General features: G+C 62.5%; 31 protein-coding genes. 30 read left to right on the top strand and 1 reads right to left on the bottom strand.

Going from position 1 to position 24590, the window contains the following annotated elements; translation table 11 throughout:
* Positions 1 to 83: 83 nt before the first annotated feature.
* A complete protein-coding gene (locus B2R83_RS12035; RefSeq protein WP_292041481.1) occupies positions 84 to 695 on the bottom strand; it encodes a PEP-CTERM sorting domain-containing protein in 612 nt (203 codons plus the stop codon).
* A gap of 288 nt (positions 696 to 983) precedes the next feature.
* Here B2R83_RS12035 and B2R83_RS12030 point away from each other — a divergent pair, with 288 nt between their 5' ends.
* The 30 genes from B2R83_RS12030 (at position 984) to B2R83_RS11885 (ending at position 24391) form a co-directional block, all read left to right on the top strand.
* Positions 984 to 1136: a hypothetical protein gene (locus tag B2R83_RS12030; RefSeq protein WP_292041479.1), complete on the top strand. Its 153-nt coding sequence runs from the start codon at positions 984 to 986 to the stop codon at positions 1134 to 1136.
* On the top strand, positions 1133 to 1348 hold the full coding sequence (locus B2R83_RS12025; RefSeq protein ID WP_292041478.1) for a hypothetical protein: 216 nt from the start codon (positions 1133 to 1135) through the stop codon (positions 1346 to 1348). Before B2R83_RS12030 ends, B2R83_RS12025 begins: the two co-directional genes overlap by 4 nt.
* A 114-nt stretch (positions 1349 to 1462) precedes the next feature.
* The gene (locus B2R83_RS12020) at positions 1463 to 2191 is read left to right on the top strand and encodes a hypothetical protein (protein WP_292041476.1); all 729 of its coding nucleotides are present in this window, start codon (positions 1463 to 1465) and stop codon (positions 2189 to 2191) included.
* A gap of 12 nt (positions 2192 to 2203) precedes the next feature.
* Positions 2204 to 2521 carry an HNH endonuclease gene (locus tag B2R83_RS12015; protein WP_307189252.1) on the top strand — a complete coding sequence of 106 codons (318 nt, stop codon included), beginning with the start codon at positions 2204 to 2206 and terminating at the stop codon, positions 2519 to 2521.
* A gap of 102 nt (positions 2522 to 2623) precedes the next feature.
* Complete coding sequence (locus B2R83_RS12010) at positions 2624 to 3097, top strand: phage terminase small subunit P27 family (protein ID WP_292041473.1); 474 nt, start codon at positions 2624 to 2626, stop codon at positions 3095 to 3097.
* Entirely contained in the window at positions 3054 to 4787 is a 1734-nt protein-coding gene (locus B2R83_RS12005; protein WP_292041470.1) for a terminase large subunit, read from the top strand. The genes B2R83_RS12010 and B2R83_RS12005 overlap by 44 nt, the downstream gene beginning before the upstream one ends.
* 8 nt (positions 4788 to 4795) lie before the next feature.
* Entirely contained in the window at positions 4796 to 6049 is a 1254-nt protein-coding gene (locus B2R83_RS12000; protein WP_292041466.1) for a phage portal protein, read from the top strand.
* Positions 6027 to 6878, top strand: coding sequence for a head maturation protease, ClpP-related (locus tag B2R83_RS11995; protein WP_292041464.1), 852 nt, complete (start codon positions 6027 to 6029; stop codon positions 6876 to 6878). Before B2R83_RS12000 ends, B2R83_RS11995 begins: the two co-directional genes overlap by 23 nt.
* A gap of 4 nt (positions 6879 to 6882) precedes the next feature.
* Positions 6883 to 8154: a phage major capsid protein gene (locus B2R83_RS11990; protein ID WP_414674405.1), complete on the top strand. Its 1272-nt coding sequence runs from the start codon at positions 6883 to 6885 to the stop codon at positions 8152 to 8154.
* Between the two features lie 57 nt (positions 8155 to 8211).
* Positions 8212 to 8376, top strand: coding sequence for a hypothetical protein (locus B2R83_RS11985; RefSeq protein ID WP_292041461.1), 165 nt, complete (start codon positions 8212 to 8214; stop codon positions 8374 to 8376).
* A gap of 100 nt (positions 8377 to 8476) precedes the next feature.
* Complete coding sequence (locus B2R83_RS11980; RefSeq protein ID WP_292041459.1) at positions 8477 to 10867, top strand: LamG-like jellyroll fold domain-containing protein; 2391 nt, start codon at positions 8477 to 8479, stop codon at positions 10865 to 10867.
* Positions 10868 to 11062: 195 nt separating this feature from the next.
* Positions 11063 to 11371, top strand: a complete 309-nt coding sequence (locus B2R83_RS11975; RefSeq protein ID WP_292041456.1) for a hypothetical protein — start codon at positions 11063 to 11065, stop codon at positions 11369 to 11371.
* A complete protein-coding gene (locus B2R83_RS11970; protein ID WP_292041452.1) occupies positions 11371 to 11514 on the top strand; it encodes a hypothetical protein in 144 nt (47 codons plus the stop codon). The genes B2R83_RS11975 and B2R83_RS11970 overlap by 1 nt, the downstream gene beginning before the upstream one ends.
* On the top strand, positions 11511 to 12056 hold the full coding sequence (locus tag B2R83_RS11965) for a head-tail connector protein (protein ID WP_292041449.1): 546 nt from the start codon (positions 11511 to 11513) through the stop codon (positions 12054 to 12056). The genes B2R83_RS11970 and B2R83_RS11965 overlap by 4 nt, the downstream gene beginning before the upstream one ends.
* The gene (locus B2R83_RS11960; RefSeq protein WP_292041447.1) at positions 12053 to 12355 is read left to right on the top strand and encodes a phage head closure protein; all 303 of its coding nucleotides are present in this window, start codon (positions 12053 to 12055) and stop codon (positions 12353 to 12355) included. The genes B2R83_RS11965 and B2R83_RS11960 overlap by 4 nt, the downstream gene beginning before the upstream one ends.
* Positions 12352 to 12864 (top strand): HK97-gp10 family putative phage morphogenesis protein, encoded by a 513-nt coding sequence (locus tag B2R83_RS11955; protein ID WP_292041445.1) that lies wholly within the window; start codon positions 12352 to 12354, stop codon positions 12862 to 12864. The genes B2R83_RS11960 and B2R83_RS11955 overlap by 4 nt, the downstream gene beginning before the upstream one ends.
* On the top strand, positions 12861 to 13211 hold the full coding sequence (locus B2R83_RS11950; RefSeq protein ID WP_292041444.1) for a DUF3168 domain-containing protein: 351 nt from the start codon (positions 12861 to 12863) through the stop codon (positions 13209 to 13211). The genes B2R83_RS11955 and B2R83_RS11950 overlap by 4 nt, the downstream gene beginning before the upstream one ends.
* Before the next feature lie 87 nt (positions 13212 to 13298).
* Positions 13299 to 13937 carry a phage tail tube protein gene (locus tag B2R83_RS11945; protein WP_292041442.1) on the top strand — a complete coding sequence of 213 codons (639 nt, stop codon included), beginning with the start codon at positions 13299 to 13301 and terminating at the stop codon, positions 13935 to 13937.
* 86 nt (positions 13938 to 14023) lie between these two features.
* Entirely contained in the window at positions 14024 to 14455 is a 432-nt protein-coding gene (locus B2R83_RS11940) for a phage tail assembly chaperone (protein WP_292041441.1), read from the top strand.
* Between the two features lie 17 nt (positions 14456 to 14472).
* Entirely contained in the window at positions 14473 to 14760 is a 288-nt protein-coding gene (locus B2R83_RS11935) for a DUF1799 domain-containing protein (RefSeq protein WP_292041438.1), read from the top strand.
* 358 nt (positions 14761 to 15118) lie between these two features.
* Positions 15119 to 15358, top strand: coding sequence for a superinfection immunity protein (locus B2R83_RS11930; protein ID WP_292041437.1), 240 nt, complete (start codon positions 15119 to 15121; stop codon positions 15356 to 15358).
* A 63-nt stretch (positions 15359 to 15421) separates the two neighbouring features.
* Positions 15422 to 20173 carry a phage tail length tape measure family protein gene (locus B2R83_RS11925; RefSeq protein WP_292041436.1) on the top strand — a complete coding sequence of 1584 codons (4752 nt, stop codon included), beginning with the start codon at positions 15422 to 15424 and terminating at the stop codon, positions 20171 to 20173.
* Positions 20173 to 21081, top strand: a complete 909-nt coding sequence (locus B2R83_RS11920; RefSeq protein ID WP_292041435.1) for a hypothetical protein — start codon at positions 20173 to 20175, stop codon at positions 21079 to 21081. The genes B2R83_RS11925 and B2R83_RS11920 overlap by 1 nt, the downstream gene beginning before the upstream one ends.
* On the top strand, positions 21082 to 22053 hold the full coding sequence (locus B2R83_RS11915) for a hypothetical protein (protein WP_292041433.1): 972 nt from the start codon (positions 21082 to 21084) through the stop codon (positions 22051 to 22053).
* Positions 22053 to 22529: a hypothetical protein gene (locus B2R83_RS11910; protein WP_292041431.1), complete on the top strand. Its 477-nt coding sequence runs from the start codon at positions 22053 to 22055 to the stop codon at positions 22527 to 22529. Before B2R83_RS11915 ends, B2R83_RS11910 begins: the two co-directional genes overlap by 1 nt.
* An 8-nt stretch (positions 22530 to 22537) precedes the next feature.
* Positions 22538 to 22858 (top strand): hypothetical protein, encoded by a 321-nt coding sequence (locus B2R83_RS11905; protein WP_292041429.1) that lies wholly within the window; start codon positions 22538 to 22540, stop codon positions 22856 to 22858.
* Positions 22859 to 22885: 27 nt separating this feature from the next.
* Complete coding sequence (locus tag B2R83_RS11900; RefSeq protein WP_292041427.1) at positions 22886 to 23266, top strand: hypothetical protein; 381 nt, start codon at positions 22886 to 22888, stop codon at positions 23264 to 23266.
* A complete protein-coding gene (locus B2R83_RS11895) occupies positions 23266 to 23718 on the top strand; it encodes a lysozyme (protein WP_292041425.1) in 453 nt (150 codons plus the stop codon). Before B2R83_RS11900 ends, B2R83_RS11895 begins: the two co-directional genes overlap by 1 nt.
* Positions 23715 to 24215 (top strand): hypothetical protein, encoded by a 501-nt coding sequence (locus B2R83_RS11890; protein WP_292041421.1) that lies wholly within the window; start codon positions 23715 to 23717, stop codon positions 24213 to 24215. The genes B2R83_RS11895 and B2R83_RS11890 overlap by 4 nt, the downstream gene beginning before the upstream one ends.
* 44 nt (positions 24216 to 24259) lie before the next feature.
* Entirely contained in the window at positions 24260 to 24391 is a 132-nt protein-coding gene (locus tag B2R83_RS11885) for a hypothetical protein (RefSeq protein WP_292041419.1), read from the top strand.
* The last annotated feature ends 199 nt before the right edge of the window (positions 24392 to 24590 follow it).

The raw sequence follows: 24590 nt of genomic DNA, 5'->3' as shown, positions 1-24590 counted from the left end.
AGGCAGGCGAACACCCAGCACCCTTGCTGGCTGTGCTCGCCCATACCAAGCCCGCGCCGAAAGGTCAGCGGGCTTTTTGCTTATTACTGCGGCTTGCGACGACGCAGGCCGGCGACGCCCAAGGCGCCGATCGCCAGAAGGGCGAAGCTGCCTGGTTCCGGAACGCGACCCGGGCCAATGTATCTTGGGATGACCGGACGAACATAGCTGTCATAACCGCCCTCAGCATCCAGGCTGGCAGCTATATGTGGACTGACCTCCCCTTTAGTAGCGAGCCCGTTGAGCGTGCCGTTTGCGTAATGCCATCCGTCGATGTTCCAGTACGCAGTGGAGTACTTTGCAGTGTACGCAAACGCTCCGCCGGTCGAGCGCGCAAAGGTAACATCGAGGATCGCCCAGCTATTGTCTGCATCCGGGTTATAAGTAGTAAAGTTCGTCGGGCCGTTCCGGAAATACGTAGTACCTCCGTGCGCGAGATTTACACTAGGCGATGGGTAGATTTGAAAGCCGATGGAGCTCGGCTCGTGATCGGGATATGGCACCTGTACCATCATGTTGTAGAACGCAATGGATCCATTGTGATCATGCTGGATCACGAATCCAGTAATGGGGCCGGTGAAGTCATACTGAACGTAGCCAGCTGAGGCGTTGGCCGACAGCAGAGCTGCTGCTGCAATAGCGATTAGTTTTTTCATGTCTATCCCTAAATATGAGTTGGATGGCTTCAGCTGCTAGAGCAATCAGCGTGCCAGCAAGTAATATTCCTGCAGAATCATAGGGATGGGCGCCGGCTAAGTGCGCTCCACGTTGCCCATGTAAAGGCTGCCGACGCTTTTCTATGCGCGCCGCATTACACCTTATCGTATTGCTAATTAGTTAGCTTACCAGTTACAATCGAAGCTCGACCAGTGGTGTTGGCATGGCTGGTCGTTTAGCCGCCACGCAGGCCCCTGCGCTGGCGGCTTTTTACTGCAGTGTCTCCAATGCTGACGATCAATCAGCATCTTCGCCCCAGCTCGCACAGCTGGGGCTTTTTTATTCTGAGGTCTGCGATGAGCGTCGAAGCGGAAGTGCTGTGGCTGCGCATCCTTGTGCAGGTATGCCGCGAGCAGTCAATCATCGACGCCAGGCCATGAGCCCCGAGGCTGAGGTCTACCGAGGCGTCATTGTCCGCGCTGTCACCGGCATGCGCCCGGCGATGATCGCCACTGTCGATGACGCAACCCGGCTTGCCGCCCTGTGTGAGCAGCTGGCCAGGGCTGAGCGGATCGGCGAGATGCTGCAGAAGAAGGGGCTCGACCGCTTGCCCATCGACGAGGCCGTCGCACTACTGCTGGAGGCAGCATGAGGGAAGGTGAGCGGGCAAACGAAGCACTGACTCGCAGAGGTAGGTAAGATGGGTGAGCCCGGCAGGTGCGCTAACACCGACCAGGCTCTAACCAATCTGACCTCAGGAGTCATCATGGCTGAAGCCGATAGTATCGTATTCCGTACTTGTACGCGCTGCAAAATTTCCAAGCCAGCAACAGCCGAGTTCTTCCACGCCAAGAAGAAAAGCCCTGATGGTCGCCGCGAGGTATGCCGCGTATGCCGAGCTGCCGACCACGCAGAGCATCGAGAAGAACGCCTGCCTAAGCGTCGAGAGCATTACGCCGCTAACCGAGATAGGCTGACCGAGGTGAGCCGCGCCTACTACGCAGAGAATGCCGAGGCGCAGCGGCAGCGAGCGCTGGAGCGGCACTACAGGAACCACGAGGATCGGCTTAAGAAGATGCGCGAGTACCGTGCGGCGAACCTAGATGCACTGAACGAGCGCCGGCGCCCAAAGAGCAAGGCTGCGTTTCACGCGCGTTACGGCACTGATCTGGAGTTCACCCTTAAGCATCGCATTCGCGCCCTGCTTCGGGTGACACTGCAGAAGAGGCGCAGCGGGCGACGGATGGCCGAGCTGCTCGGCTACACCGCTGATGATCTCCGCGCGCACCTAGAGCGGCAGTTCACCAAGGGCATGAGCTGGGATCGGTTCATGGCTGGCGAGATTCACATCGACCACATCATCCCGGTCGCCGCGTTTGGCATCCTCGAGGAGGACTCGGACGCCTTCCGGCAGTGCTGGGCGTTACCTAACCTTCGCCCTGCATGGGCCAGAGACAACATGAGCAGACAGGATAAGGTTCTGACCCTGCTCTAAGCGGAGAAGCGAATGGCCTGGGGTGCTAAGAGCCGACATGAGCGCGGCTACGACAGCGCCTGGGTCAAGGTGCGCAACGAGGTGATGAGGCGCGACTGCGGGCTGTGTCAGACCTGCAAGCGCGCCGGGCGGACCACGCTTGCCCACGCGGTAGACCACATCGTAAGTAAGGCCAAAGCCGAGGCCCTTCACTGGCCGCGCGCCAAGACTGATCACCCATCCAATCTGGAAGCAATCTGCAACCCCTGTCACCTCGTCAAAACGGAGGCTGAGCAGGGGAAGCGGAAACGTCCCCGGAAGGTCATTGGGGACGACGGCTGGCCCTTGTAGCCCCACCCCTATTGAAAGTTCAGAGGGTCACCTGCTAGGGACCGCCTGGCACCCTCCGTGCGCACATCCGCGAATTGGAACTTTTTTTCTGGAACGAAAATCATGGCTGGAAGACGCCCAACGCCAACTGCGCTGAAGCTGGTCAAGGGCAATCCTGGCAAGCGGGCGATGAACAAGAAGGAGCCGAAGCCCGCACGTGAGGTTCCGTCCTGCCCCGCCCATCTGACGGATGAGGCAAAGGTGGCTTGGGGACGCTTGACGGTTCTGCTCGACAGGATGGGTGTGCTAACCGAGGCCGATGCCTTCGCCCTCGAGCGCCTGTGCGACTGCTACGCCGACATTCTGGCCTGCCGGGAGCTGATCGAACGCGATGGGCGCACGTACACAACCCTGGATCAGAACAGCAACACCCTGATCAAGAACAATCCCGCAGTGAACCAGCTGCGCGCGGCTGACGCGCAGTTTAAGAGTTACCTGGTCGAGTTCGGCCTGACGCCGGCTGCGCGCACGAAGGTGAATGCGAAAGAGCCCGATGACGACGAAAAGGAAGACCCGATCGGAAGCTACTTCGGCTGACCCGGTCACCGAATACGCCCGCGAGGTTGTCGCCGGCACCCGTATCGCCGGGCCTCACGTGCGGCATCAGTGCGCCCGCCACCTTAAAGACTTAGAGGAAGGCCCGAAGCGCGGCCTCGTGTGGGACCTCGCGGCGGCACTGAAGGCGATCGGCTTCTATCAGGACGTACTGAAGCTGAATGGCGGTGACTTCGAGGGCCTGCCATTCATCCTCCTGCCGTGGCAGAAGTTCGTCGTCGGCAGCATATTCGGCTGGAAGGGCTCCGACGGCTACCGGCGCTTTCGCGTGGCCTATGTGGAGACCGCGAAGGGAAGCGGCAAGTCTCCGTTGGCGGCTGGCTTCGGCATGAAGGGGCTTGTGGCTGACGGAGAGGCGCGAGCCGAGATTTACTCTGCGGCGACGAAGAAAGATCAGGCGATGATCCTGTTTCGCGATGCCGTCGCGATGCACGACCAGTCCCCGGAGCTCTCCAAGCGCCTGACCAAGAGCGGCACCGGCGAGAAGGCCTGGAACCTCGCATACCTGCAGACTGGGTCATTCTTCCGCCCGATCAGTAGCGACGATGGGCAGTCAGGGCCGCGCCCGCACGTCGCGCTAGTGGATGAGTATCACGAGCACAAGACGGCGACCGTGCTTGAGATGCTCCGCGCGGGCACGAAGAGTCGGCGCCAGGCGCTGATCTTCATCATCACGAACGCCGGCGCGAGCCGAAAGTCGCCTTGCTGGAATTCGCATGAATACGCCGCGAAGGTTGCGTCGGGCGAGCTGATCGACGATGCCTTCTTCCCGTACATCTGCGCGCTCGACGAGGGCGACGACCCCTTCGAGAGTGAAGATTGCTGGCCGAAGGCGAATCCCAGCCTTCAGGACGCGAACCTGCCCGGCTACAAGTACATCCGCGAACAGGTGACGGAAGCTCGAGGCATGCCGTCAAAGGAGTCGCTGGTGCGCCGGCTGAACTTCTGCCAGTGGACGGATGCTGAGTCTCCCTGGATCAGCCACGAAATCTGGAAGGCGGCAAAGCTCGATTACGACGTCGAGGATTTGCGTGGACGCCGCGCGATCGCCGCGCTCGACTTGGCCAGCACGACCGACCTTACCGGCCTGGTCTTCCTGGTTGAGCCGGTCGAGGATGGCGAGCCATGGAAGTTGGTGCCCTATCCCTACCTGCCCGACGCTGATCTGCAGCGCCGCGCGGATCAGGACCGAGTGCCGTATGTGCAATGGAAGGCTGAGGGCCTGCTGCACACCACTCCAGGCCGGGCGATTAGCAAGCGGATCATCCTGCAGAAGCTGTCCGGTATGTGTGACTTCTTCGAGATCATCGGTTGTGCATACGACCGATGGCGAATCGAGGACTTGCTGCAGATGGCGGCAGACGATGGGATCAGCCTGCCGGAGATGACGCCTTTCGGCCAGGGTTACAAGGACATGAGCCCGGCAATCGAGCAGTTCGAAACGATGCTCCTCAATGGCGAGCTGGCCCATAACGGGCACAAGGTGCTGACGATGTGTGCCGGTAATGCGGTCACCACCCAGGATGCGGCGGGGAATCGAAAGCTGGACAAGGAAATAGCGACCGGCCGTATTGACTTGATCATTGCAGCCGTCATGGCCGCCGGCCTGGTGAATGCGATCACGGCGCCAACTGAATCCGCCTACGAAGACCGCGGCATTCTCATGTTTTAAGGAACCCCATGGAACTATTCGACGCCCTGTCCGCCACGTCGCATTGGCGGGATGTGCAGTCGCGCCCATCGGGCGGCCAGACCTATGCAGCCCTGACCGGCGCGGACCTGCCCGCCTTCATACGCGGCGGCGAGACCGCAAGCGGCGAGTACGTCACGGCGTCCAAGGCGCTGGAAAACATGGCGATCCTGCGCAGCGTCAGCCTTATTTCCGAGTCAATCGGCATGCTGCCACTAAATTTGATGGCTAAGGGTGATGAGAAGGCCTATGCATCCGAGCATGCCGCGCACCGTCTGTGCAAAGTCCGCCCCAATGAGTATCAGGGGCCGTACAAGTTCAAGAGCACGATGCAGTTGCGCGCGCTACTGCATGGCAACGCCTACGCGCGCATCATCTGGCGCGGGAACACGCCTGCTCGCCTGATCCCGTTAGATTCGAGCAAGGTGACCCCGAAGCTGAACGACGATTTCACCGTACGCTATGAGTATCAGCGCCCCGACGGCGGCTTGATCACGCTCGCCGCGCGCGAGGTCCTGCATTTGGCTGACCTGGCGGACGACGAGCACGGCCTGATCGGCCTGTCGCGCGTGAAAAAGGCGCGCGAAGCGATCGGCCTGGCCCTGCAAGCACAAAAAGCAGCCGCCCGCGTCTTCAAAAACGGGGTCATGGCCGGAGGCGCGCTGAGCTACCCCCGTAAGCTTGATGATCAGCAGATCAAGAACATCCGCGAGAGCCTGGAAGCCCGGTACGCCGGCACGGAGAACGCGCACAAGTGGATGGTCTTGGAAGACGGCATCACGGCTGAGAAGTGGGCGAACTCAGCCAAGGATTCCGAGCTGGGGGAGAGCCGCGATCACCAGATCGAGGAAATCGCCCGTGCTATGGGCGTGCCCCGCCCGCTGCTGATGATGGACGACACGTCCTGGGGCACCGGCATCGAGCAGCTCGGCATCTTCTTCATTCAATACGGCCTGCAGCACTGGTTCAACATTTGGGAAGACGAGCTTGCACTCAAGCTGCTGACCGAAAAAGAGCGTGAGCTCTACTACTTTAAGGTCAATGAACATGCCCTGCTCCGCGGCACGCTGAAAGACCAGGCGGATTTCTTCGCTAAGGCACTCGGATCCGGCGGCAGCCGGCCGTTCATGAAGTCCAACGAGGTCCGCGACCGCCTGGATCTCCCCAAGTCTGACGACCCGGACGCAGATTCGCTGCAAAGCACCCTCACAAGGAACACGAATGTCCCTGCTCAAGCTACCTGAAATCAAGGCGGACGCCCGCATCGCGACGACGCAATTCGATCTGCGCCAGGACGCGCTGGACACCTGGGAGCCGGGCGTGCGCGCCGCGGCTGATGGCGACGCGAAGACGATCAGCATGTATGCCCCGATCGGCCAGACCTGGGACGGCGAAGGCGTGACCGCGCGCCGAATCGGCGCTGCACTGCGCGCCATCGGCGACCACGATGTCACTGTCAACCTGAACTCGCCGGGCGGCGACTTCTTCGAGGGCGTGGCGATCTACAACCTGCTGCGCATGCACTCGGCCAAGGTGACTGTGAACGTAATGGGAATCGCCGCCTCGGCCGCCTCGGTGATCGCCATGGCCGGCGACGAGATCAACATGGGCGAAGGCTCGCACCTGATGATCCACAACGCCTGGGTCGTCGCCGCTGGCAACCGCCATGACATGGCCGAGGCCGCCGCCTACCTGGAGCCGTTCGACAACGCCATGCGCGACCTGTACGCCGAGCGCACCGGGCTGGATGCCAAGGTGATCGCCAAGATGATGGACGACGAAACGTTCATCGGCGCCTCCGATGCGGTCGAGAAGGGCTTCGCCACCGGCAAGCTCGATCGCGCCGCGGTCAAGAAGGATGCCAAAGCCGCCCAGCACATGAAAGTGCTGGCTACCGTCGAGTCCTCGCTGGCGAAGTCCGGGCTTTCCCGGGCCGCGCGCCGCGAGACGCTCAACGCCCTATTCAACGGCAAGCCGGGCGCTGCCGTGAATCCCGATGCCACGCCGGGCGCTGGCAACGACACCCAAGTTGAAGCCTCGCTTCAGAACCTCCTGAATACCCTGAAAGGTTAAACCTATGAAAACCAATCGTGTCATGCTGGCGAAAGCCGCCGCGCTGGCCCTGGCAGCAAAACCGGCCCCGCGCGGCATCGTCAGCGGCGTGCGCGCCGACGGCAGCAACGTCGCCCAGATGGTGCAGCAACTGCAGCAGGCATTCGCCGCCTTCAAGGACGAACATACCCGCCAACTCACCGAGCTGAAGGCCGGCATCAACGACCCGCTGCAGGCCGGCAAGGTCGAGAAGATCAACGAGACCATCGCCGATCTGCAGGCCGCGATCGACGCGAGCAACACCAAGATGGCCGCTATGGAAATGGGCATCTCCAGCGGTGGTCGCCAGATCAAGGACAAGGAATACAGCGACGCCTTCCAGGCGCACATGCGCCGCGGCGACGTTCAAGCGGCGCTGAACAAGGGCGTCGCTGAAGACGGTGGCTACACCTCGCCGGTCGAGTGGGACCGCACCGTCACCGACAAGCTGGTCATCGTGTCGCCGATGCGCGCCCTGTGCTCGGTCCAGCCCGTCAGCGGCACCGGCTACGAAAAGCTGGTCAATAAGCGCGGCACCACGTCCGGTTGGGTCGGCGAGGAAGACGCTCGCACCGAAACCGAAACCTCGAAGCTGGCCAAGCAAGGCTACAGCTGGGGCGAGATCTACGCGAACCCGTCGGCCACCCAGCAGATGCTGGACGACAGCGAGATCGACATCGAGCAGTGGCTGGCCGGCGAAGTCGACGTCGAATTCGCGTACCAGGAAGGCAAGGCCTTCGTCTCGGGTGATGGCACCAAGAAGCCACGCGGCCTGCTGACCTACGCAGCCGGCGGCTCGAATCTGCACCCGCTGGGCGGCATCGAAGTCGTCGCATCGGGTGCCGCTGGTTCGATCACTGGCGATGCGCTGCTCGACCTGGTGTATGCCCTGCCGGAAACCTTCACCGGCAATGCGAAGTTCGCGATGAACCGCAACACGATGCTCCGCATTCGCAAGCTGAAGGACTCGGACGGCAACTACCTGTGGCAGCCGTCGATGCAGGCTGGCCAGCCATCCACCCTTGCTGGCTATGCGATCGCTGACATTCCGGACATGCCGGGCGTCGCGGCGAATGCCCTGTCGATCGCGTTCGGCGACTTCAAGCGTGCCTACAAGATCCTGGACCGCGTCGGCGTGCGCGTGCTGCGCGACCCGTACACCAAAAAGCCCTACGTGATGTTCTACACCACGAAGCGCGTCGGCGGCGGTCTGGAGAACCCGGAGTGCATGAAGTTCATGCGCATCGCTGCAGCCTAATCGCTGAGTGACCCGAGAGGCCCGGCTGATGTCGGGCCTTTTCATTTGGAGAAGCCAATGCAACTTGCAAAACCATTCCTGGGCGTGCCTGACGGCGAAATCTACCCAGTGCAGTACCAGGTGGGTGACCAATGCCCGCCCGAGCTGGAGGCGGCGGCTGCCGCCTTGGGCGCCTTCGACGCCGATGAGGACGGAGCGAAGCCCACTCGCACCAAGAAATAACGGATCCGGCCGCAGTCGCCTACGCCGAATCCCTGAAGTAACCCCGCAGGGCGCACAGTCGCCCTAGTCAATTTGCCCAAGCTGAAAGCGAGAGCCTGCAATGCCATTCAACCTCACTCCTGCAAGCGCAACCTACAGTGCGTCGGGAAAATTCGGCTCGGCAATCAGTGGGGGCGACGCCTACGGTCCAACACCACTCCCGGCCATTGGTCAGCCATTCACCATTAGCGGATGGTTCAAGAAAAACGCAGCCACCGCCGATAACACGGTCCCGGTAGGGCAGCTCGGCGTGTTCTACCTCCAGCAGAATACATCGACTGGCTGCTGGAACTTGACTGTTGTTAGTGGCGGCGGCACGATATCCTCCAGCACTACACCAACCCTTGATACGAACTGGCACCATTTCGAGATCGGATTCACCGGATCGACTGTCTACCTGTTCATCGACGGCATTTTGCAGGGGTCGGCCGCCAGCGCGTTCAACGGTACGCGCGAGACGAATCCGTTCTGCGTACACGCCTTCGGTACGGGGAACTTCCGGTTCAACGGGCTGGTCGATGAAGTGGCGGTGTGGAATTCATGCCTGCACACTACCGCCTTCACCCCGCCGACTGCCGCAACCAGCGACAGCGCATCGGGGCTGCGCGCCCTGTACCACCTGGACGACAATGCGAACGACAGCGCCGGCGCTGTCGCGCCATCCCCAACTGTTTCCACAGTATCGGTCAGCCCGTCAACGGCGAGTCTATCCGGTGGCGGCACGCAAACCTTCACAGCTACTGTCAGCGGTACGAGTTCGCCTGCGCAGACCGTCACTTGGTCGGCAAGCGGAGGAAGCATCAATTCGTCCGGTGTATTCACCGCGCCAGCAGCAACCGGATCGGCTCAGACGGTTACGATCACGGCTACCAGCACCGTTGACGCAACCAAGAGCGGCACCGCAACTGTCACTGTGGAGGCATCTGGCGCGACGCCAACGGTATCGAGTGTGACGGTCAGCCCGAGCACCGCCAACGTCGCAGGCGGCGCAACGCAGCAGTTCAGCGCGACCGTCACGGGCGCCAATTCGCCATCGCAGGCCGTCAACTGGACCGTAAGCGCAGGCACGATCAACGCATCCGGCTTATTTACGGCACCAGAAGCAACTGCTTCCGCGCAAACGATCACGATTACCGCAACCAGTCAGGTTGATGGCACCAAGTCGGGCGCGGCAACTGCCATCGTGCCCGCGACCGCTGCACCTGTCACCGGCTTCACCGATAATATCCTGTTCTCCCCCTTTAACTGGGATGTGACCGGCACGTCGGCATTCTCGAATCACTCGGGCGCGTACTTCCGCACGATTTTCAGTGGTAATAGCTGCGTGCTGAGTTTCGACATCACCGGGATTCAGTATCTCGCCGACGTGATCGAGTATCGCGTCGATGCTGACGATTGGGTACTGGTTCCGCTTGCAGCATCCGTGACAATCTCGATCCCGTCGCGCCTTGTATGGGGCGCATCCTCGGTGCATTTGCTGGAAGTCCGTATCAACAAGTTCAGTTTCGACAATACGCGCTGGGTTGATCCGGTCGAGGGCGTCAAGCTGACAGGTGTCACGATCGACTCTGGCGCAACCCTGAGCAAACCCGCCGCCCTGCCGCAAAGCGTGCTCGTCTACGGCGACAGCATCACCGAAGGCTTCCGCACGATCGATGCATATCTGGCGGTCACGGCGCGCCATAGCTGGGCCTATGTGATGGCCGAAGTGCTGGGGGTGGAACTTGGCATGGCGGCATTTACCGGCCAAGGCTTTACGAAGATCGGCAACGGCAATATCCCGGCGCTGCCCAGTACGTACGACAAACTCTATCCTGGCAAGGATCGGACATTCAACCCGGCGCCCGACCTCATCGTCATCAATATGGGCACGAATGACCCGTATAACCAGGCGACTATCGATGCGGCGGTCGGGGTGGTGAATGGACTGCTGGCGAAAACGCCGAGCACGACCAAGATCGCAGTACTTCGCCTGTTCGGTGGCCGCGCAACCGAGATGCAGGCGGTTGTTGCTACGGTCAACTCGCCCCGCGTGAGCTATATCGACACGGCCGGCTTTTTCGTTCCTACTGCAGCATCAGGCGAGGACCGGATACACCCGCGCGCCTTCGACAACCGCATCATTGGCCCGAGGATGGCCGCCGCCGTCAAGCCGCTGTTGCCCGCGACGACCAGCGCACCACCGGCAACGAGTGCGCGCACTGTGACGCTTGCCCTCGGCAACGAATCGGGTCCGCTGGCGAACCTAACCGGCCTGAAAGTGGCGTTCTACGACGAGCCGACGCCGGACCTGCATACCGCGCCACGCTTCAAGGCTGCGAATGTGACGACCAATGCATCGGGTGTCATGTCGCTTGCGGTGCAGTCGACGCTTACGGCTGGCGGCTCGGGCTCGGTCGTCGTGCAGATGGCAGACGGGCGAAACCTGGTCCGTACTGTGACGGTGGCGTAAATGGCAGCCTACCTACATCCCGCAGATGCCGTCGGGCGCGCGTACTTGGCGCCCGCCGAGCCTCCTACAGCAACCAGCCCGCCGCCAGAGAATAGTGTCGACGCAACCAAGGTGCCAGCCTCGCGTGTCGTCGTATTCTCCGGCGGCGTCCGGGTCGTCGCCTTCGAAGGTGGAACCAGAAAAGTGAGGTTTTAAATGGCAGCAGCTCCATACCTGAAAGACGGCAAGTGGACGATCGATAAAGACCCGGAGGATAAACGGTATTACGTCGCAGACATCACGAACGACCTGACCGACAGCGGCACTACCGCGGCGTCCGTGACCTGCGTCGTCGCTGGCGTCTCCATTATCGAGGGCCCGGAGATTCAGGGCAGCCTGATCGTGGTCAAGCTGGGCGGCCTGGACACCGCGCCAGACGCCGTCAACTACTGCACCTTCCGCGTTATCTGCGCGAATACCGAGCAGTTCGACCGGACCATCTACTTCAACCGGGTGGACAACTGATGATCGACGCAAAAACCATCCCAGCCGTGCAAACTCTGCTCGAGCAGGAACGTGTGCGCAAAGAGCAGTCAGCTGTTTCGCCGCAGTTTGTCCGCGCCCCCGAGGGCAACGGCCACGAAGCGGCCCTGAAGGATAAGCGATGAGCGCCCGCCTGGTTGTGCCACCTGTCGGCCTGCCGGTCCCGCTGGCCGCTGCGATCGCGAAGGCGAAGGCTGACGGCGCCGGCCTCGACGCCGAAATTGAACTTGACGTCCGCGGCGTCGCCGGTGAGGTCGAGCACGAGCTGGAGCGCGCCTTGATTGAGCAGACCTGGCGCGTGACGCTCGACCGCTTCCCCGACGCGATCAAGCTTGCGATGCCGCCGGTGATCGCCGTGGACTACGTCAAGTTCTACGACGCCGAGGGCGCGCTGCAGACCCTGGACCCGCAGGACTACTACGTCGACAACGTCAGCGAGCCGGGCTACCTGCTGCCGGCGCCGGGCCGGTCCTGGCCGGCGACTGCCAATCGCGCAAACGCTGTCGAAGTGCAGTACCGCTGCGGCTACGGTCCGGATCACGCCGCGGTGCCGGCGCAGATCCAGAGCTATATCCTGGGGCGGATTGAGGCGAAATACCTGCCGGCCGCTTTGAAGAATGCGGAGTTCCTGGGCGGCCTGTTGGACCGCTTTAAGGTGTACGGATGAACGAGCGCATCACGATTCAGGCCCCTCCTACGAGCAAGGATGCCGCCGGCCAGGTGATCGGCGACTGGACCGATGTCGCCGCGAATATTTGGGCCGGGGTCAAGTTCCAGACCGGCGCCGAGGTGCTGCGCGGTGGCCTGCCGGTGTCCACGGTGAGAATCTCCGCCATGGTTCGCGAGCGAAGCGACATCGACAACACGATGCGGCTGGTGCACAAGGGCAAGCGGTACGATATCAAGTCGGTGCTGCCCAGCGACGACCGGCGCTTCATGTTCCTCGTCTGCGAGTCGGCCAAATGATCACGATCGATGCTTCAAACCTGAGTGAAGTGCTGGGCGACTTGCTGTCGCGGGTCGAAGAGAGCGTAGGCGAAAGCACTCTTCGGACCATCGGCTTTGAAGGCGCCGAGATCTTCAAGGATCAGGTCAAGCAGAACGCTCTCGCCCACAAGAAGACCGGCATCCTTTTCGACAACATCATCGTCGTACGGGTAACCGAGGAGTCCGAGGCCAACAAGCGTCAGGTGTACAAGATCACTGTGCGCAACGGTACGGGCTCAAGCCCTGGCGGCTTCTACTGGCGCTTCGTCGAGAAGGGCCACAAGATCGTCCCGCCAAATCGCAAGCGTAGCGCGAAGACAGGGCGCACGATCGGCTGGGCAGCGCACCGCCGGGCTGCGGAGCTTGAATACGGCTCCCGCAAGGTGCCGGCCTACCCGTTCTTTCGCCCGGCTTACGAAAGCAAAAAGCAGGAGTCGGTCGATGCCATGACACGTACCCTGTCTGAAATCCTCGCGAGGAACACATGACGCCTGAAGCCCTGGTATACGACGCGCTGAAGAATTTGGCTGGCGGCAGAATCTGGCCGGACTTTGCTGAAACCGACGAGCTGCCCTGTATCGTCTACCAGGTGGTCGGCGGCGAGCCGGTGAACTACCTGACCGGCGAGCAGCCTGACAAACAGAAGGTCCGAGTGCAGGTCAGTGCGTGGGCCGGCGAGTCGCGCATCGCCGCATCCGAGCTCGGTCAGCAGGTCGAAGAGGCGATCCGCACCGCGACCCACCTGCAGCCCGAGGTCGCTACTGGCCGCCTTGCCACCTTCGACGAAGAGACGAAGTGCCGCGGCACCCGGCAGGATTTCTACATCTTCGCCTGACTCACCAATTTCCATCCAAGCCGCCCTGAGCAATCCGGGCGGCTTTTTCTTTGCCCGGCTCCCGGGCTTTTAACCTGAAAGGCCCTTATGCAACTGCCAAACAACATCGCGTTCGCCGTGGCGACCGTCTTCGCAACCGCTGTCAGCGTCACCGCCGCAACCAACGCGGCCGAGGCGGTGCTGAGCGCTACCAACACCTTCGCCGCTGGCGATTACGTCGAGTACATCGGCGGCTGGAGTAAGGCCAATGGCCGCGTTTTCCGCGTGAAGGCTCCGACCGGCACGAACTTCACCCTCGAAGGCCTGGACACCACCGACACCTCGCTGTTCCCGGCTGGCGCCGGCACCGGCACCGTGCGCAAAGTCACCACCTGGGTGCCGATCACCGGTGTGGTCAGCGCCGATGTGTCCGGCGGCGACGGCAAGACCGTCGAAGTCGCTCTGCTGGACAGCGATATGCCGGTCATGCTGCCGGACGGCTTCAGCGCTACGACCGTGACCCTGACCATCGCAGACGACAAGTCGCTCGCCCACCACGCCGCTCTCAAGAGCGTCTCCGATGGCGTGAAGCTGACCTGCCTGCGCGGCATCCTGCCGGGCGCCACTGCAGGCGTCCTGCTGTACGCGGGGTACTGCTCGTTCAACGAAAGTCCCTCGCTCGCCAAGGGCAGTGTCATGGCCGTGCGCGCGACCTTCTCGCTGCAGAACAAGGTCGTCCGCTACTAATCCGTTTTGCCTGCCGGCCGGTGCCGGCTTTTCCGCCGCGAGGTCGCCCCTCGCGGTCTTTTTACCCCTCCAGAAAGCAGAACATCATGGCAAAAGCACAGAAAATCACCCTCGGCAAGCGTCCGGAAAGCTTCTCGAAAGAAGTCACCTTCCCGATGCTGGACGGCTCGACCGGCTGCATCAAAGTGGACTTCAAATACCGCACGCGCAAGGAGCACGCCGAGTTCGTGGACGGAATCCAAGCCAGCATCGAGGCGAAGGCAAAAGCCGAAGCGGAGCGCTACAAAGGCCTGACCGACGCCGGCCAGGAAGTGCCGCAGATCAAGCAGGCCGATATCGTCGGCTATCAGGTGGCCGCGAGCGTCGACACGATCATGGGCGCCGTCAAGGGCTGGAACCTCGATATCCCATTCGATCGAGAAGCCGTCGAGCAGCTGGTTGACGAACTGCCGGCCGCAGTCGCCGCGATCGTCAGCACCTACCGCGAAGCGATCGTCGAGGGCCGCCTGGGAAACTGACTCAAATCGCGGAGGCGATGTACACCTCCGCGCCCTCGGCTGCTGAGCTGGCGGCCGCCGGCCTTACTGAGGACGATCTCGACATTGGTGCCGACATCTGGCCGGAAAACCTCCAGGCCTACGAGTTGTTCAGCGCGCTGCGCACGCAGTGGCGCGTTGGCATGGCCGGCGCTACCGGCCTCGACTACAACGCCGTGCCCACTGTCCTGCGCCTGCAGGGCGTGCCGCGCGCCGACTGGTCGCAGTTGTTCGAAGACATCAGGGTGATGGAGAGCGCCGCTTTGCCGGCGATGAGGCAGGAGTGAAAAAAAGGGAGGGGGTATCGATTCGATACCCCCTTTGCAAAGGGTATCCCAAGTTGGGTCACCCTTTTTTCGTAGGAGGCTTGCGGTGCAGTCGAAGCGCTCTTGACGAGGCAGCTTTTTCCTCGTCCGATGAGCCAATCGGAGCAACGCCAGGAGCAAGAGGCTCAAGATTTTCAACCGCCTCCCGGACTTTATCGAGTCGCTTCGCAAATTCAGACTCGAGCTGGCTTACTCCATGGATGGCGCCATTGGCGTCCTTGATCCACTGCCGCACTTCGCTCAGCCGCCCCAGAAATGGAGGCGGCTGTTCGTGTTGCTGGTGTAATATTGCCCTATACATTCCACGGTGCAAAAAAAAATGAAAGACCTTTTCGGCTTTGTCGTACTTGTTCTGCTAGTGGTCGGCTTCGTGTTGCTTTACTTCTGGCCGACATTCCGAGCGCGAAAAGTCGGCCATCCTGCTTTCACATCAATCTTCATAGTCAATTTGCTTCTTGGCTGGTTGTTTGTCCCTTGGGTTTTAACGCTCGCATGGGCATTCCGCCACGCGCCGCCTGTCCCAGTGCAAGCCACCCAGGTGGAGGGCGAAGACAGATAAGCACTTGCGATTTATTTAAACATTTAGGCTCGCTTCGGCGGGCCTTTTTCATTTGGAGCGGATATGTCGGCATCGCAGAACACCGCAGAAATCCAGGTTGTTGTTGATGCATCTGGTGTCGAGGCCGGTCTCCGCCAGGCCACGGGCGCCGCCGAGCGCGCCGAGCGTCAGATCACCGCCGGCGCGAACAACTCGGCCCGCTCGCAGGGGAACTTGATCGCCGCGATTCAAAGAACGACGGCGCAAATGGAATCGGGCGGCCGCGCCGGCTCACGCTATTTCGAGATCCTGGCGCAGCAACGTGGGGTCAATCCTGCGGCCCTGGAGCCATACCTCCGCCAGCTTCGCGCGGTCGAACAGGCGCAGCAGCGTGCCGGCCAATCGGCGGCGCAGACCAGCAACGCGATGCGGCAATTGCCAGCGCAGATGACCGACGTTCTGGTCAGCCTGCAGGGCGGTCAGTCGCCGCTGACGGTCCTGCTGCAGCAGGGTGGCCAGGTCACCGATTCATTTGGCGGCGTTGGCAACGCAATCCGGAACGTCGGCTCGCACATTCTGGGGTTGCTCAATCCGGTGACCCTCGCAACAGCGGCTGTCGCCGGTCTGACTTATGCCTACTATGCCGGCAGCCAAGAGGCGCGCGCCTATAACTTGGCGATCGCCACCACCGGCAACGCTGCCGGCACGTCTGCCGCCCTGATGGCTGAAGCTGCTGCGCAAACTGCCGAATTCGTCGGCTCGCAGAGCAACGCAGCCAAGGTGCTGGCTTCCATGGTCGCCACCGGCCAAATCTCCGGCGCCGTGATGATCGACCTGAGCGTGGCCGCCATCAAGGCCCAGCGCGACCTTGGGCGCGAGGTGAGTACGACGGTCGAGGAATTCGCCTCCCTGGGCAAGGACCCGGTCAAGGCCCTCGCCGACCTGATCGGGAAGTATCACCACCTGTCCGGCGCGACCTATGCTCAGGTCAAGGCCCTGCAGGATGAAGGACGGACCGTCGAGGCGGTCACCTTGGCACAGAAGGCGCACGCGGACGGCATCAACAGCCAGTCTGCACGGGTCGTCGAGAACCTGGGGTACATCGAATCCGCATGGAAGGGCATCAAGAACGGTGTGCTTGAAGCGGCCGGCGCGACCAAGGACTGGTTCCTCAGTATGGGCCGCGACGATACCCTGGCCGACCTAACCGCCAGCGCTGCCAAGATCCAGAAGAACATCGACGACGCAAACGCGCGGAACGACACCTGGGGCGCGCGAAAGCAGCAGGCTCTGCTGGACGTTGTGAATGCCCAAATTGCAGCCATGCAGAAGAAGCTCGGCCTGTCTAAGCAAGAGGCTGAGGAAGAGGCGCGCCGATCAAAGGCGGATCAGATGCGCATCGAGATCGCCAACGGCCTAGATGCCTTACTTAGCCGTGAGCAGTTGCGCGAGCGTGAGTTGGCTGCTACCAGGAGGAAGGCTGCGGAAAACCGGCTGACCGAGGCTGAGACTGAACAAGCTCTCGCTATCGTCCGTCACAAGTACAAGGACGTCGACGAAGCCGCGCAGAAGAAGCGCGAGGCAGCCGCGAAGGCGGCAGCAGAGGCGCTCAAGAAGGAAGCTGGCCTCCTGGCCGAGCTCGCCGGCCTGACCCCGGGCTTTGCCGAAGATTGGGACCGGCTGAGCAAGGCTTACGCTAAGGGCGCGCTTTCTCTTGACCAGCTGACGAAGGCGCAGGCCGACCTGCTGGCCAAACAGCCCGGCATCAAGAAAGCGAACGACGAGCAGATCAAGGCGCAAGCCGAATCGGACAAGCTCTACGAGCAAGGCATTAAGACCGCCGAGCAGTACCGCGATTCGCTGCTTGAGCAGCTTGGCGCCCAGCGTTTGAGCAACGAGGTGATCGGCCTCTCAGCGGAAGCTGCTGCTGACCTGCAGGTGCGCCGGCTGGAAGATGCGGCCGCGCTGAAGGAGCAGACCGCTGCCGCACTGGATGCGGTCGAGCCGGGTAGCCGAGTGGCTGAACTGTACCGAGCGCAAGCTGCTGCGCTGCGAGATCTTGCCTCCGCCAAAAGCGAAGGCGCTCGCAAGCAAGTCGCCGCCGACTCGGCCAAACAGGCCGCCGACGACTGGAGGCGCGCCGCCGAGGACATCAACCGCTCGCTGACCGACGCCCTCCTTCGCGGCTTCGAATCCGGCAAGTCCTTCGGGCGTAACCTGGTCGACACGCTGAAGAACATGTTCCAGACGCTGGTGCTGCGACCGATCATTCAGCCGATGATGGCGCCGATCTCGGGCAGCCTAGCCGGGATGATGCCAGGCAGCGCACAGGCATCTACCGGCGCCGGCGGCTACGCTTCCGCCCTGCAGAACATTTGGGGCATGGCGAACGGCTCCGCGATCAGCTACGGCGCAACGAAGGGTGTCACTAGTGCGGCGAACTGGATGATGGACAGCTCGAATCCGATGATGCAGAAGATGGGCGCGTCGCTGGGCAACAATGCCGGGATGCTCAGTTCTGGCCTTGGCATGCTCGGCAACGGGCTGGCGGGCTACGGCATCAGCAAGGGCCTGTCGGGCGGCTACTCGGCTGGCAACTGGGTGAACATCGCTGCCGGCATAGCTTCGGCGATTCCCGGGATCGGCCCAATCGCTGGCGTGGTCGGCGCCCTGGTCAACCGTGCGTTCGGCATGAAGGCCAAGGAGTACGGCGACGCGGTGCTGAACGGCTCGTTCGATTCGGCTGGTTTCTCCGGCTCGACGGACACAGCCTGGACGCAAAAGGGCGGCTGGTTCCGCAGCGACAAGAACGGTGTTGACCGCAATGCTGTCGGTGCCGAGATGTCGGCCGGCCTGACGTCTGCCTACGATGCCATCAAGTCGAGCTCCGCCGAGTTCGCCCGGGTGTTGGGCATCAACGCCGACAGCATCGCGAGCCGCTCCCAGGCAATCAGCATCGCCATGGGCAAGGACGAAGCAGCGAACCAGAAGGCAATCGCTGATTTCTTCGTCGGCGTCGGCAACACCATCGCTGGCGAGCTGCTGCCCGAAATCGGCAAGTTCCAGGCGCAGGGTGAAGCCGCAAGCGCAACGCTGCAGCGCCTGGCAACCGGCTACTCGACCATCGAGCAGGCCTTGTGGTCCATCGGAATGTCGTTCGGCGCCGTGGGCACTGCATCGCTGGAGGCGCGCGAGCGTCTTCTGGCGGCCGCCGGCGGGATCGAGGCATTCGCGGCTAACACCGCGGGCTTCCAGCAGAATTTCCTGTCCGAGGCTGAACGCAACGCTCCGGTGCTGAAGATGGTCACCGAGCAGATGGCCGCTCTCGGCCTGGCCAGCGTGGACACGCGCGACGAGTTCAAGCAGGTTGTGCTCGGGCTGGACCTGACGACCGAAGCAGGCGCCAAACAGTACGGCGCCCTGATGAACCTGCAGGCCGCGTTTGCCCAGGTCTACCCAGCCACCGAGGCGGCGACCAAGGCGCTGCAGGAGCGCGCGTCGCTGCAGGAGGAGCTCGACCAGCTGACCATGACGTCAGTGCAGTTGCAGGCCAAGCAGCGCGACGCGCTCGACGAGAGCAACCGCCCGCTGTTCGACCAGATCCAGGCGCTCAAGGAATCGCGGGCTGCACTGGAGGCCCAGGCCGAGGCGCAGCGTAACGCGACCCAGGCCATCAAGGAGCAGGCGACATCGCTTCTCTCTGGCGTAGACGGCGCCTTCGGTGTCTTGCAGCGTGTTGTCGCCCGCGACAAGCAACTGCTGCAGGAGCGCATCACTACCGAGCAGGCAATCGTCGCGAAGCATCAGGCCCTGTCATCGGCACTGCGCAGTACGCTCGACGGGATGTCGGTGCCAGGTCAGGAGTTGTTCGGCCGGCAAAGTGCTCAGGCGCAGATCCAGGCCGCCCTGGCGATGGCGAAAGCAAGCGGCTCGCTGCCGGATGCGGACGGCCTGAAGCGCGCCCTGTCGGTCGTTGGGCAGGACGCATCGGCCCTGTACGCAACCCAGCAGGACTATCTGCGCGACTTCTACACCACGCAGAACGACATCGCCGCGCTGGCCGACATCACCGACAGCACCCTGAGCATCGAAGAGAAGTCGCTCAAGCTGCTGGAAGAGGAAGGCAAGCGCCTCGACAGTATCCTCACGAGCGCCCAGCAGCAGATCGACGTCCTCAAGGGCATCGACACCTCGGTGCTGTCGGTTGCCGATGCGGTCGCAGCTCTGGGCCTGTCGATCGCGAGTGCGAAGGGCAATGCGGTTGTCGCCAGCGCCGGTGCGGTCAATGCGCAGTACCAGAGTGTCTTGGGCCGCGCCCCGGATGCTGCCGGCATGCAGTTCTGGCAGGACCAGGCGGCGAAGGGCGTGTCGCAGACGGACATCCTCAACGCGATCGCCAACTCGGCCGAGGCCAACATCAAGAGCATGTACCAGGCAACTCTGGGTCGTGCAGCGGATGCGGGCGGACTGCAGTTCTGGGTCGACCAGGTCAACAAGGGCACGTCGTATGCGGACATCCAGAGGGCGCTCGAGCAAAGCGGAGAGAAGCTGCGCGGCTTCGCGGTGGGCACGAACTATGTGCCGACCAACATGCCGGCAATGATCCACGAGGGTGAGCGAATCATCCCTGCGGCTGATAACCGCGAGCTGATGCGCAGGCTGTCGAATCCGGAGCAGAGCAACGCCGTGCTGGCCGCTGCCGTCGAGCGACTGACGCGCGAGGTCGAAGGGTTGCGCGCCGAAGCCAGAGCAACGGCTACGCACACTGAGAAGACTGCGCGACTGTTTGATCGGGTGATCGAGGGCAACGAAATCAAAGTGAAAGCGGAGGCCTAATGAGCGGCATGAAGATCATCAAGCCGACCGTGATCACGGACGCGATGCTGGCAAGTAGCAGCATCGCGGAGCCGGATGTCGGAGAGGTCGCCTGGAACGCTGGCACGGCCTATGCAAAGGGTCAGGTCGCGATCCGGACGACGACTCACCGCAAGTACGAGCGCCTGGCGGCTGGCACGACCGCAACGGCGCCGGAAAGCGATCCAGCCAACTGGATGGACATCGGACCCACCAATCGGTGGGCCATGTTCGACCGGAAGATCGGGACCGCTACCGAGGCGGCGTCGCTGACGGTGGTCATGCGGCCTGGCGGCGTATCTGGCCTGAGCGCGTTGGAGCTGGTCGGGCGGCAGGCGCACATCCAGATGAAAACGGCGCCTGGCGGCCCGGTGGTGTACGACCGGACGGTGCAGCTCGACGGCACGGTCGTGGACACCATCTACGACTGGTTCTTTGCCGACTACGAGCAGTTGAGCGACTTCGTGCTGACCGACCTTCCGCAGCACTACCCCGGATGCGAGCTGAGCTTCACGCTTACCGGCACTTCGGGGGTTTCCATCGGCGCGCTGCCGGTCGGCCAGGTGTTCGAGATCGGGCGCGCGCAGTACGGCGCGTCGGTCGGGATCGTCGATTACAGCCGCAAGGAGCGCGACCAATTCGGCAATCTGGATGTACTCGAGCGCAACTACAGCCGGCGTAGCACTCTGCAAGTCGTCACGGACAAGGCCAAGTTCAACAGCATCTACCGCCTCCTCGCATCCCTACGCGCGACCCCGGCGATCTACATTGGCGCCGATCAGGTCGGGTATGAGCCAATGATCACCTACGGCTTCTATAAGGACTTCGGAATCGCGGTTTCGTACCCGAACTACCACATGCTTTCCATCGAAATTGAAGGGCTTAACTAAATGGCGATCACACCACTCGCACCGCTGGACCGGACCAGCCCCACGTTCCGCACCGACGTCGATAACTTCTTCGGGTCGGCCATTCCCGCATTCGTCGGGCAGGCCAACGCCCTCGCCGCCAACCTCAACTCCATCGCAGCGGGAGGGGCGTATGCGATTCCGTACAAACTCGGCGTTGGAAGTGACGTGGGCTACGGCAACGGATTTTTCGCGCTGAATGGTAGCGCCCTTTCGTCCACCGAAATGTATGTGGATAACACCGATCTCCGAGGAATAAACCTGGCGAATGTGCTCTACAGCACCACAGAGGGGAATACGAGTTCCGTTAAAGGGCATATCCGCCTCACCGTAATCAACCGCCCCACAGCATGGGCCTTATTTCGCGTAACGGCGCTCCTCTCTATCACGGACCCGGCTAGGCCATATAAGGTGTTTTCGATTGCGCCAATTGATGCCAGCGAGCCGTTCCCCTTCAGCGCCGGGGAAGCTGTTGAGGTGTCCTTCCAGCGCACCGGAGACAAGGGCGACGCTGGATCGCTCACGACTGTTCTGTGGGTGCGAGACGTAAAAGGCAGCGGGCAAAGCGCAGGTACAACTGCCAACACTCAGCGTCGAACGCTCAATACCGTCAAGCGAAATACCATCCCTGGCGCAAGCCTATCTGGGGACGTAATTACAGTACCACCCGGTACATACCGACTTTCCGCGTCCGCTCCGGCGTACAGCTCAGGAAGACATCGGGCGTACGCAAGCATCACTGTCGGCGGCGTGACTACGTCCATCGAGGGGCAGACGGCCAACGGGTCCGCCCCCTCGGCCATCCAGATGAGTGAATTCTTGGCGGGGAGTACGGCATCGATTTCTATTCAGCACATGTTTGACACCTGGAATGTTCCCAACGGCCTTGGCCTCGCTCTCGGCTTGGGTGGCGAAGAAGTCTATACCGATGTCTTTATCGAAAAGGTCTCCTGATGATTGACCAAGAAATCACCCCTGAACAGCCGCAGCCCTTCGGCTACGTGACTTACGACGACGCCGGCAAGCTGACCGGCTCCTACCTGCAGGTGCTACATCCGGACCACGCCGATTGCCACATCCCGGCCGATGAAGTGCAGCGCGCGGCGTGGGTCAACTACCGCGCCAACGAGGCACGCGATGGGCTGGAGCTGATGCCGGTGAAGGAGCCGACCGAGATGCCGCCGCCGGTGCCGCAGACCGTCACCCGCCGGCAGGCTCGGCAGGCGCTGCTCATGGCCGAACTGCTCGACGATGTGCAGCCAGCCATCGACGCCATTCCGGATCCGGTCCAGCGCCGCATGGCACAGATCGAGTGGGAGGACTCGCTCGAGTTTGTGCGCACGCGCCCGCTGGTGATTCAGATCGGCGCGGCGCTTGGGCTCGACGAGTCGGCCCTTGATGCACTTTTCACCCAAGCAGCAACCCTTTAGGAGATGGCATGAGCAAGCTTGCACGAGCCTGGCAGAACTTCCTCTTCATCCTGATCTCGATCGATCAGACGCTGGGCATGATGCTCGGCTTCGTCATGCATCCGTCCAGCAAGGAGCTCTGGCCGGACGAGACGCTGTCCGCGCGCTGCGGGCGGCTCGGTCACCGCTACCCGTACAAGTTCTGGCGCGTCCTCATCGACGCCCTGTTCTTCTGGCAGGGGCCCGGGCATTGCGTCAACGCCCACAAGAAAGAGCTGACGCGATACCACTTCCCACCGTCGATGCGAAACGACACCACCACCGAAGCCCGCCCCGAGCGGGTTTTTTAACGCCTCACCACTATGAAAGCCTCAAATATGAGCGAACCAATTTCCGGCGCAGCCGCCGGCGCCGCAGGATGGAAGCTGATCGGCGGCGCTGCCGGCGCTGCTGGAATCGGGGCCGGCCTGGCCGCGATCGTGGTGATGTGCGCCATGACGCCCCGCAGCCCCAGGGAGTGGGCAATCGGCCTCATCTCGACCGTTGTCGCCTCGGTCGGCGGCGGCGCGGCAGTGATCCAGCATTACGGCCTGCAGCATTGGGGGCAGACCCCAATCGGCCTCGTGGGCATGCTCGGCCTCGTGTTCGCCTGCGGCCTGCCCGGCTGGGCCCTGGTGCGCTGGCTGTTCAACTACATCGCCAAGAGGCAAGGCGCCGACCTGGCCGAAGTCGTTCGTGAAGCGCGGGAGGTACTCTGATGGCCGCAATGAAAGCCTCCGGCGCCTGCCGCGCGCTGATCCGCCAGTTCGAAGGCTGCCGCCTGACCGCCTATCGCTGCCCGGCCGGCATCCCGACGATCGGCATCGGCCACACCCGCGGCGTCAAGATGACTGACCGGTGCAACGTCCAGCAAGCCGATCTGTGGCTGACGGAAGACCTGCAGGACGCCGAGGCTGCGGTTTCGTCGCTGGTGAAGGCGCCGCTCAGCCAGGGTCAGTTCGACGCCCTGGTGTCGTTCGTGTTCAACCTGGGCGCCGGCGCGTTCAAGCAGTCGACGCTGTTGAAGCGGCTCAATGCTGGGCTGCCGATCGCCGCCGCCGACGAGTTCAAGCGCTGGGTCAACTCCGGCGGCGTGCGTCTGCAGGGTCTGGTCAACCGGCGCGCGGCCGAAGAGGCCATGTTCCGCGCCGCTACGAGGGTGGCGGCATGACTTCGCTCGACCGACTGCTCTGCTCCGTCCTGGCTGCGGTGCTGCTGCTGGTCAGCGCCTGGTTCGGCATTCGGCACTACGGCGCCGAGCAGTACCAGGTCGGCCACGCTGCCGCCATCGCCGCCGGCCGCGCTCAGCTCGAGCGCGACACCGCTGCTGCTCGCAAGACTGAGACGGACCTGCGCGCCCAGCTGCGCGCCAAGGACGACGCGGCATTTACCAAGGAGAAGGAATATGCAACGAATCTCGCTGCTGCTCAGCGCCGCATGCGCGCTGGCGATGACCGGCTGCGCTGCCCCGGCGCCGTACCAGCCGCCACCCAGAGCGGCGATCGATCCGCTGCCGCCGGACTTGCAGCTGACGGAGAAGGACCGGAAATTGTGCCAGAGGTTGCTGCAGAGATTCTCGGCGACGCCGCAGACGTTGCGGGACTCGTGCGGCGATACGAGCGCGTCGTCGAGCGCTTCGAAGCCTGCCGGACGGTGAACGAGAAATGAGCACGCTCGAGCTCCACGCCCACACCGACCAGGGCACAACCCACGTGTGTACCATCCACCGCGGCGAGAAGGACGAGACGCCGCTGCAGATGATCAGCGCGCAGGAGCTGGCGCGGCTGAGGGCGGCCGAGGCTGAGCTGTTGGCCCTGCGCGCCCTCGCCGCTCCGACGGCCTGAGCAATACCCGCCGGGCCAGCTCAAGCGGCAGGCCCATTCGGAACAATTCGGCGGCGCCGGCGGCGACCCCATGCGAGCCGGCTAGGTTGATGGCCAGGTCAACATGAATGGCGGTCAAGCGGTCGATGCGTTTGGTCATCCAATGAGCATAGCACCGGCTGACCACGCCGGCTTGCGATAGCTCAACGGTGCTAGACTT

The sequence above is a fragment of the Massilia sp. UBA6681 genome, from assembly GCF_002454935.1.
In the GTDB taxonomy this organism is placed as follows: domain Bacteria; phylum Pseudomonadota; class Gammaproteobacteria; order Burkholderiales; family Burkholderiaceae_D; genus Telluria; species Telluria varians.
This window is presented reverse-complemented; position numbering and strand designations above follow the sequence as displayed.

Excerpts from the sequence above, each read along its gene's own strand:
- B2R83_RS12035 (WP_292041481.1), bottom strand. The coding sequence starts at position 695 with ATGAAAAAACTAATCGCTATTGCAGCAGCAGCTCTGCTGTCGGCCAAC.
- B2R83_RS12030 (WP_292041479.1), top strand. The coding sequence starts at position 984 with ATGCTGACGATCAATCAGCATCTTCGCCCCAGCTCGCACAGCTGGGGC.
- B2R83_RS12025 (WP_292041478.1), top strand. The coding sequence starts at position 1,133 with ATGAGCCCCGAGGCTGAGGTCTACCGAGGCGTCATTGTCCGCGCTGTC.
- B2R83_RS12020 (WP_292041476.1), top strand. The coding sequence starts at position 1,463 with ATGGCTGAAGCCGATAGTATCGTATTCCGTACTTGTACGCGCTGCAAA.
- B2R83_RS12015 (WP_307189252.1), top strand. The coding sequence starts at position 2,204 with ATGGCCTGGGGTGCTAAGAGCCGACATGAGCGCGGCTACGACAGCGCC.
- B2R83_RS12010 (WP_292041473.1), top strand. The coding sequence starts at position 2,624 with ATGGCTGGAAGACGCCCAACGCCAACTGCGCTGAAGCTGGTCAAGGGC.
- B2R83_RS12005 (WP_292041470.1), top strand. The coding sequence starts at position 3,054 with ATGACGACGAAAAGGAAGACCCGATCGGAAGCTACTTCGGCTGACCCG.
- B2R83_RS12000 (WP_292041466.1), top strand. The coding sequence starts at position 4,796 with ATGGAACTATTCGACGCCCTGTCCGCCACGTCGCATTGGCGGGATGTG.
- B2R83_RS11995 (WP_292041464.1), top strand. The coding sequence starts at position 6,027 with ATGTCCCTGCTCAAGCTACCTGAAATCAAGGCGGACGCCCGCATCGCG.
- B2R83_RS11990 (WP_414674405.1), top strand. The coding sequence starts at position 6,883 with ATGAAAACCAATCGTGTCATGCTGGCGAAAGCCGCCGCGCTGGCCCTG.
- B2R83_RS11985 (WP_292041461.1), top strand. The coding sequence starts at position 8,212 with ATGCAACTTGCAAAACCATTCCTGGGCGTGCCTGACGGCGAAATCTAC.
- B2R83_RS11980 (WP_292041459.1), top strand. The coding sequence starts at position 8,477 with ATGCCATTCAACCTCACTCCTGCAAGCGCAACCTACAGTGCGTCGGGA.
- B2R83_RS11975 (WP_292041456.1), top strand. The coding sequence starts at position 11,063 with ATGGCAGCAGCTCCATACCTGAAAGACGGCAAGTGGACGATCGATAAA.
- B2R83_RS11970 (WP_292041452.1), top strand. The coding sequence starts at position 11,371 with ATGATCGACGCAAAAACCATCCCAGCCGTGCAAACTCTGCTCGAGCAG.
- B2R83_RS11965 (WP_292041449.1), top strand. The coding sequence starts at position 11,511 with ATGAGCGCCCGCCTGGTTGTGCCACCTGTCGGCCTGCCGGTCCCGCTG.
- B2R83_RS11960 (WP_292041447.1), top strand. The coding sequence starts at position 12,053 with ATGAACGAGCGCATCACGATTCAGGCCCCTCCTACGAGCAAGGATGCC.
- B2R83_RS11955 (WP_292041445.1), top strand. The coding sequence starts at position 12,352 with ATGATCACGATCGATGCTTCAAACCTGAGTGAAGTGCTGGGCGACTTG.
- B2R83_RS11950 (WP_292041444.1), top strand. The coding sequence starts at position 12,861 with ATGACGCCTGAAGCCCTGGTATACGACGCGCTGAAGAATTTGGCTGGC.
- B2R83_RS11945 (WP_292041442.1), top strand. The coding sequence starts at position 13,299 with ATGCAACTGCCAAACAACATCGCGTTCGCCGTGGCGACCGTCTTCGCA.
- B2R83_RS11940 (WP_292041441.1), top strand. The coding sequence starts at position 14,024 with ATGGCAAAAGCACAGAAAATCACCCTCGGCAAGCGTCCGGAAAGCTTC.
- B2R83_RS11935 (WP_292041438.1), top strand. The coding sequence starts at position 14,473 with ATGTACACCTCCGCGCCCTCGGCTGCTGAGCTGGCGGCCGCCGGCCTT.
- B2R83_RS11930 (WP_292041437.1), top strand. The coding sequence starts at position 15,119 with ATGAAAGACCTTTTCGGCTTTGTCGTACTTGTTCTGCTAGTGGTCGGC.
- B2R83_RS11925 (WP_292041436.1), top strand. The coding sequence starts at position 15,422 with ATGTCGGCATCGCAGAACACCGCAGAAATCCAGGTTGTTGTTGATGCA.
- B2R83_RS11920 (WP_292041435.1), top strand. The coding sequence starts at position 20,173 with ATGAGCGGCATGAAGATCATCAAGCCGACCGTGATCACGGACGCGATG.
- B2R83_RS11915 (WP_292041433.1), top strand. The coding sequence starts at position 21,082 with ATGGCGATCACACCACTCGCACCGCTGGACCGGACCAGCCCCACGTTC.
- B2R83_RS11910 (WP_292041431.1), top strand. The coding sequence starts at position 22,053 with ATGATTGACCAAGAAATCACCCCTGAACAGCCGCAGCCCTTCGGCTAC.
- B2R83_RS11905 (WP_292041429.1), top strand. The coding sequence starts at position 22,538 with ATGAGCAAGCTTGCACGAGCCTGGCAGAACTTCCTCTTCATCCTGATC.
- B2R83_RS11900 (WP_292041427.1), top strand. The coding sequence starts at position 22,886 with ATGAGCGAACCAATTTCCGGCGCAGCCGCCGGCGCCGCAGGATGGAAG.
- B2R83_RS11895 (WP_292041425.1), top strand. The coding sequence starts at position 23,266 with ATGGCCGCAATGAAAGCCTCCGGCGCCTGCCGCGCGCTGATCCGCCAG.
- B2R83_RS11890 (WP_292041421.1), top strand. The coding sequence starts at position 23,715 with ATGACTTCGCTCGACCGACTGCTCTGCTCCGTCCTGGCTGCGGTGCTG.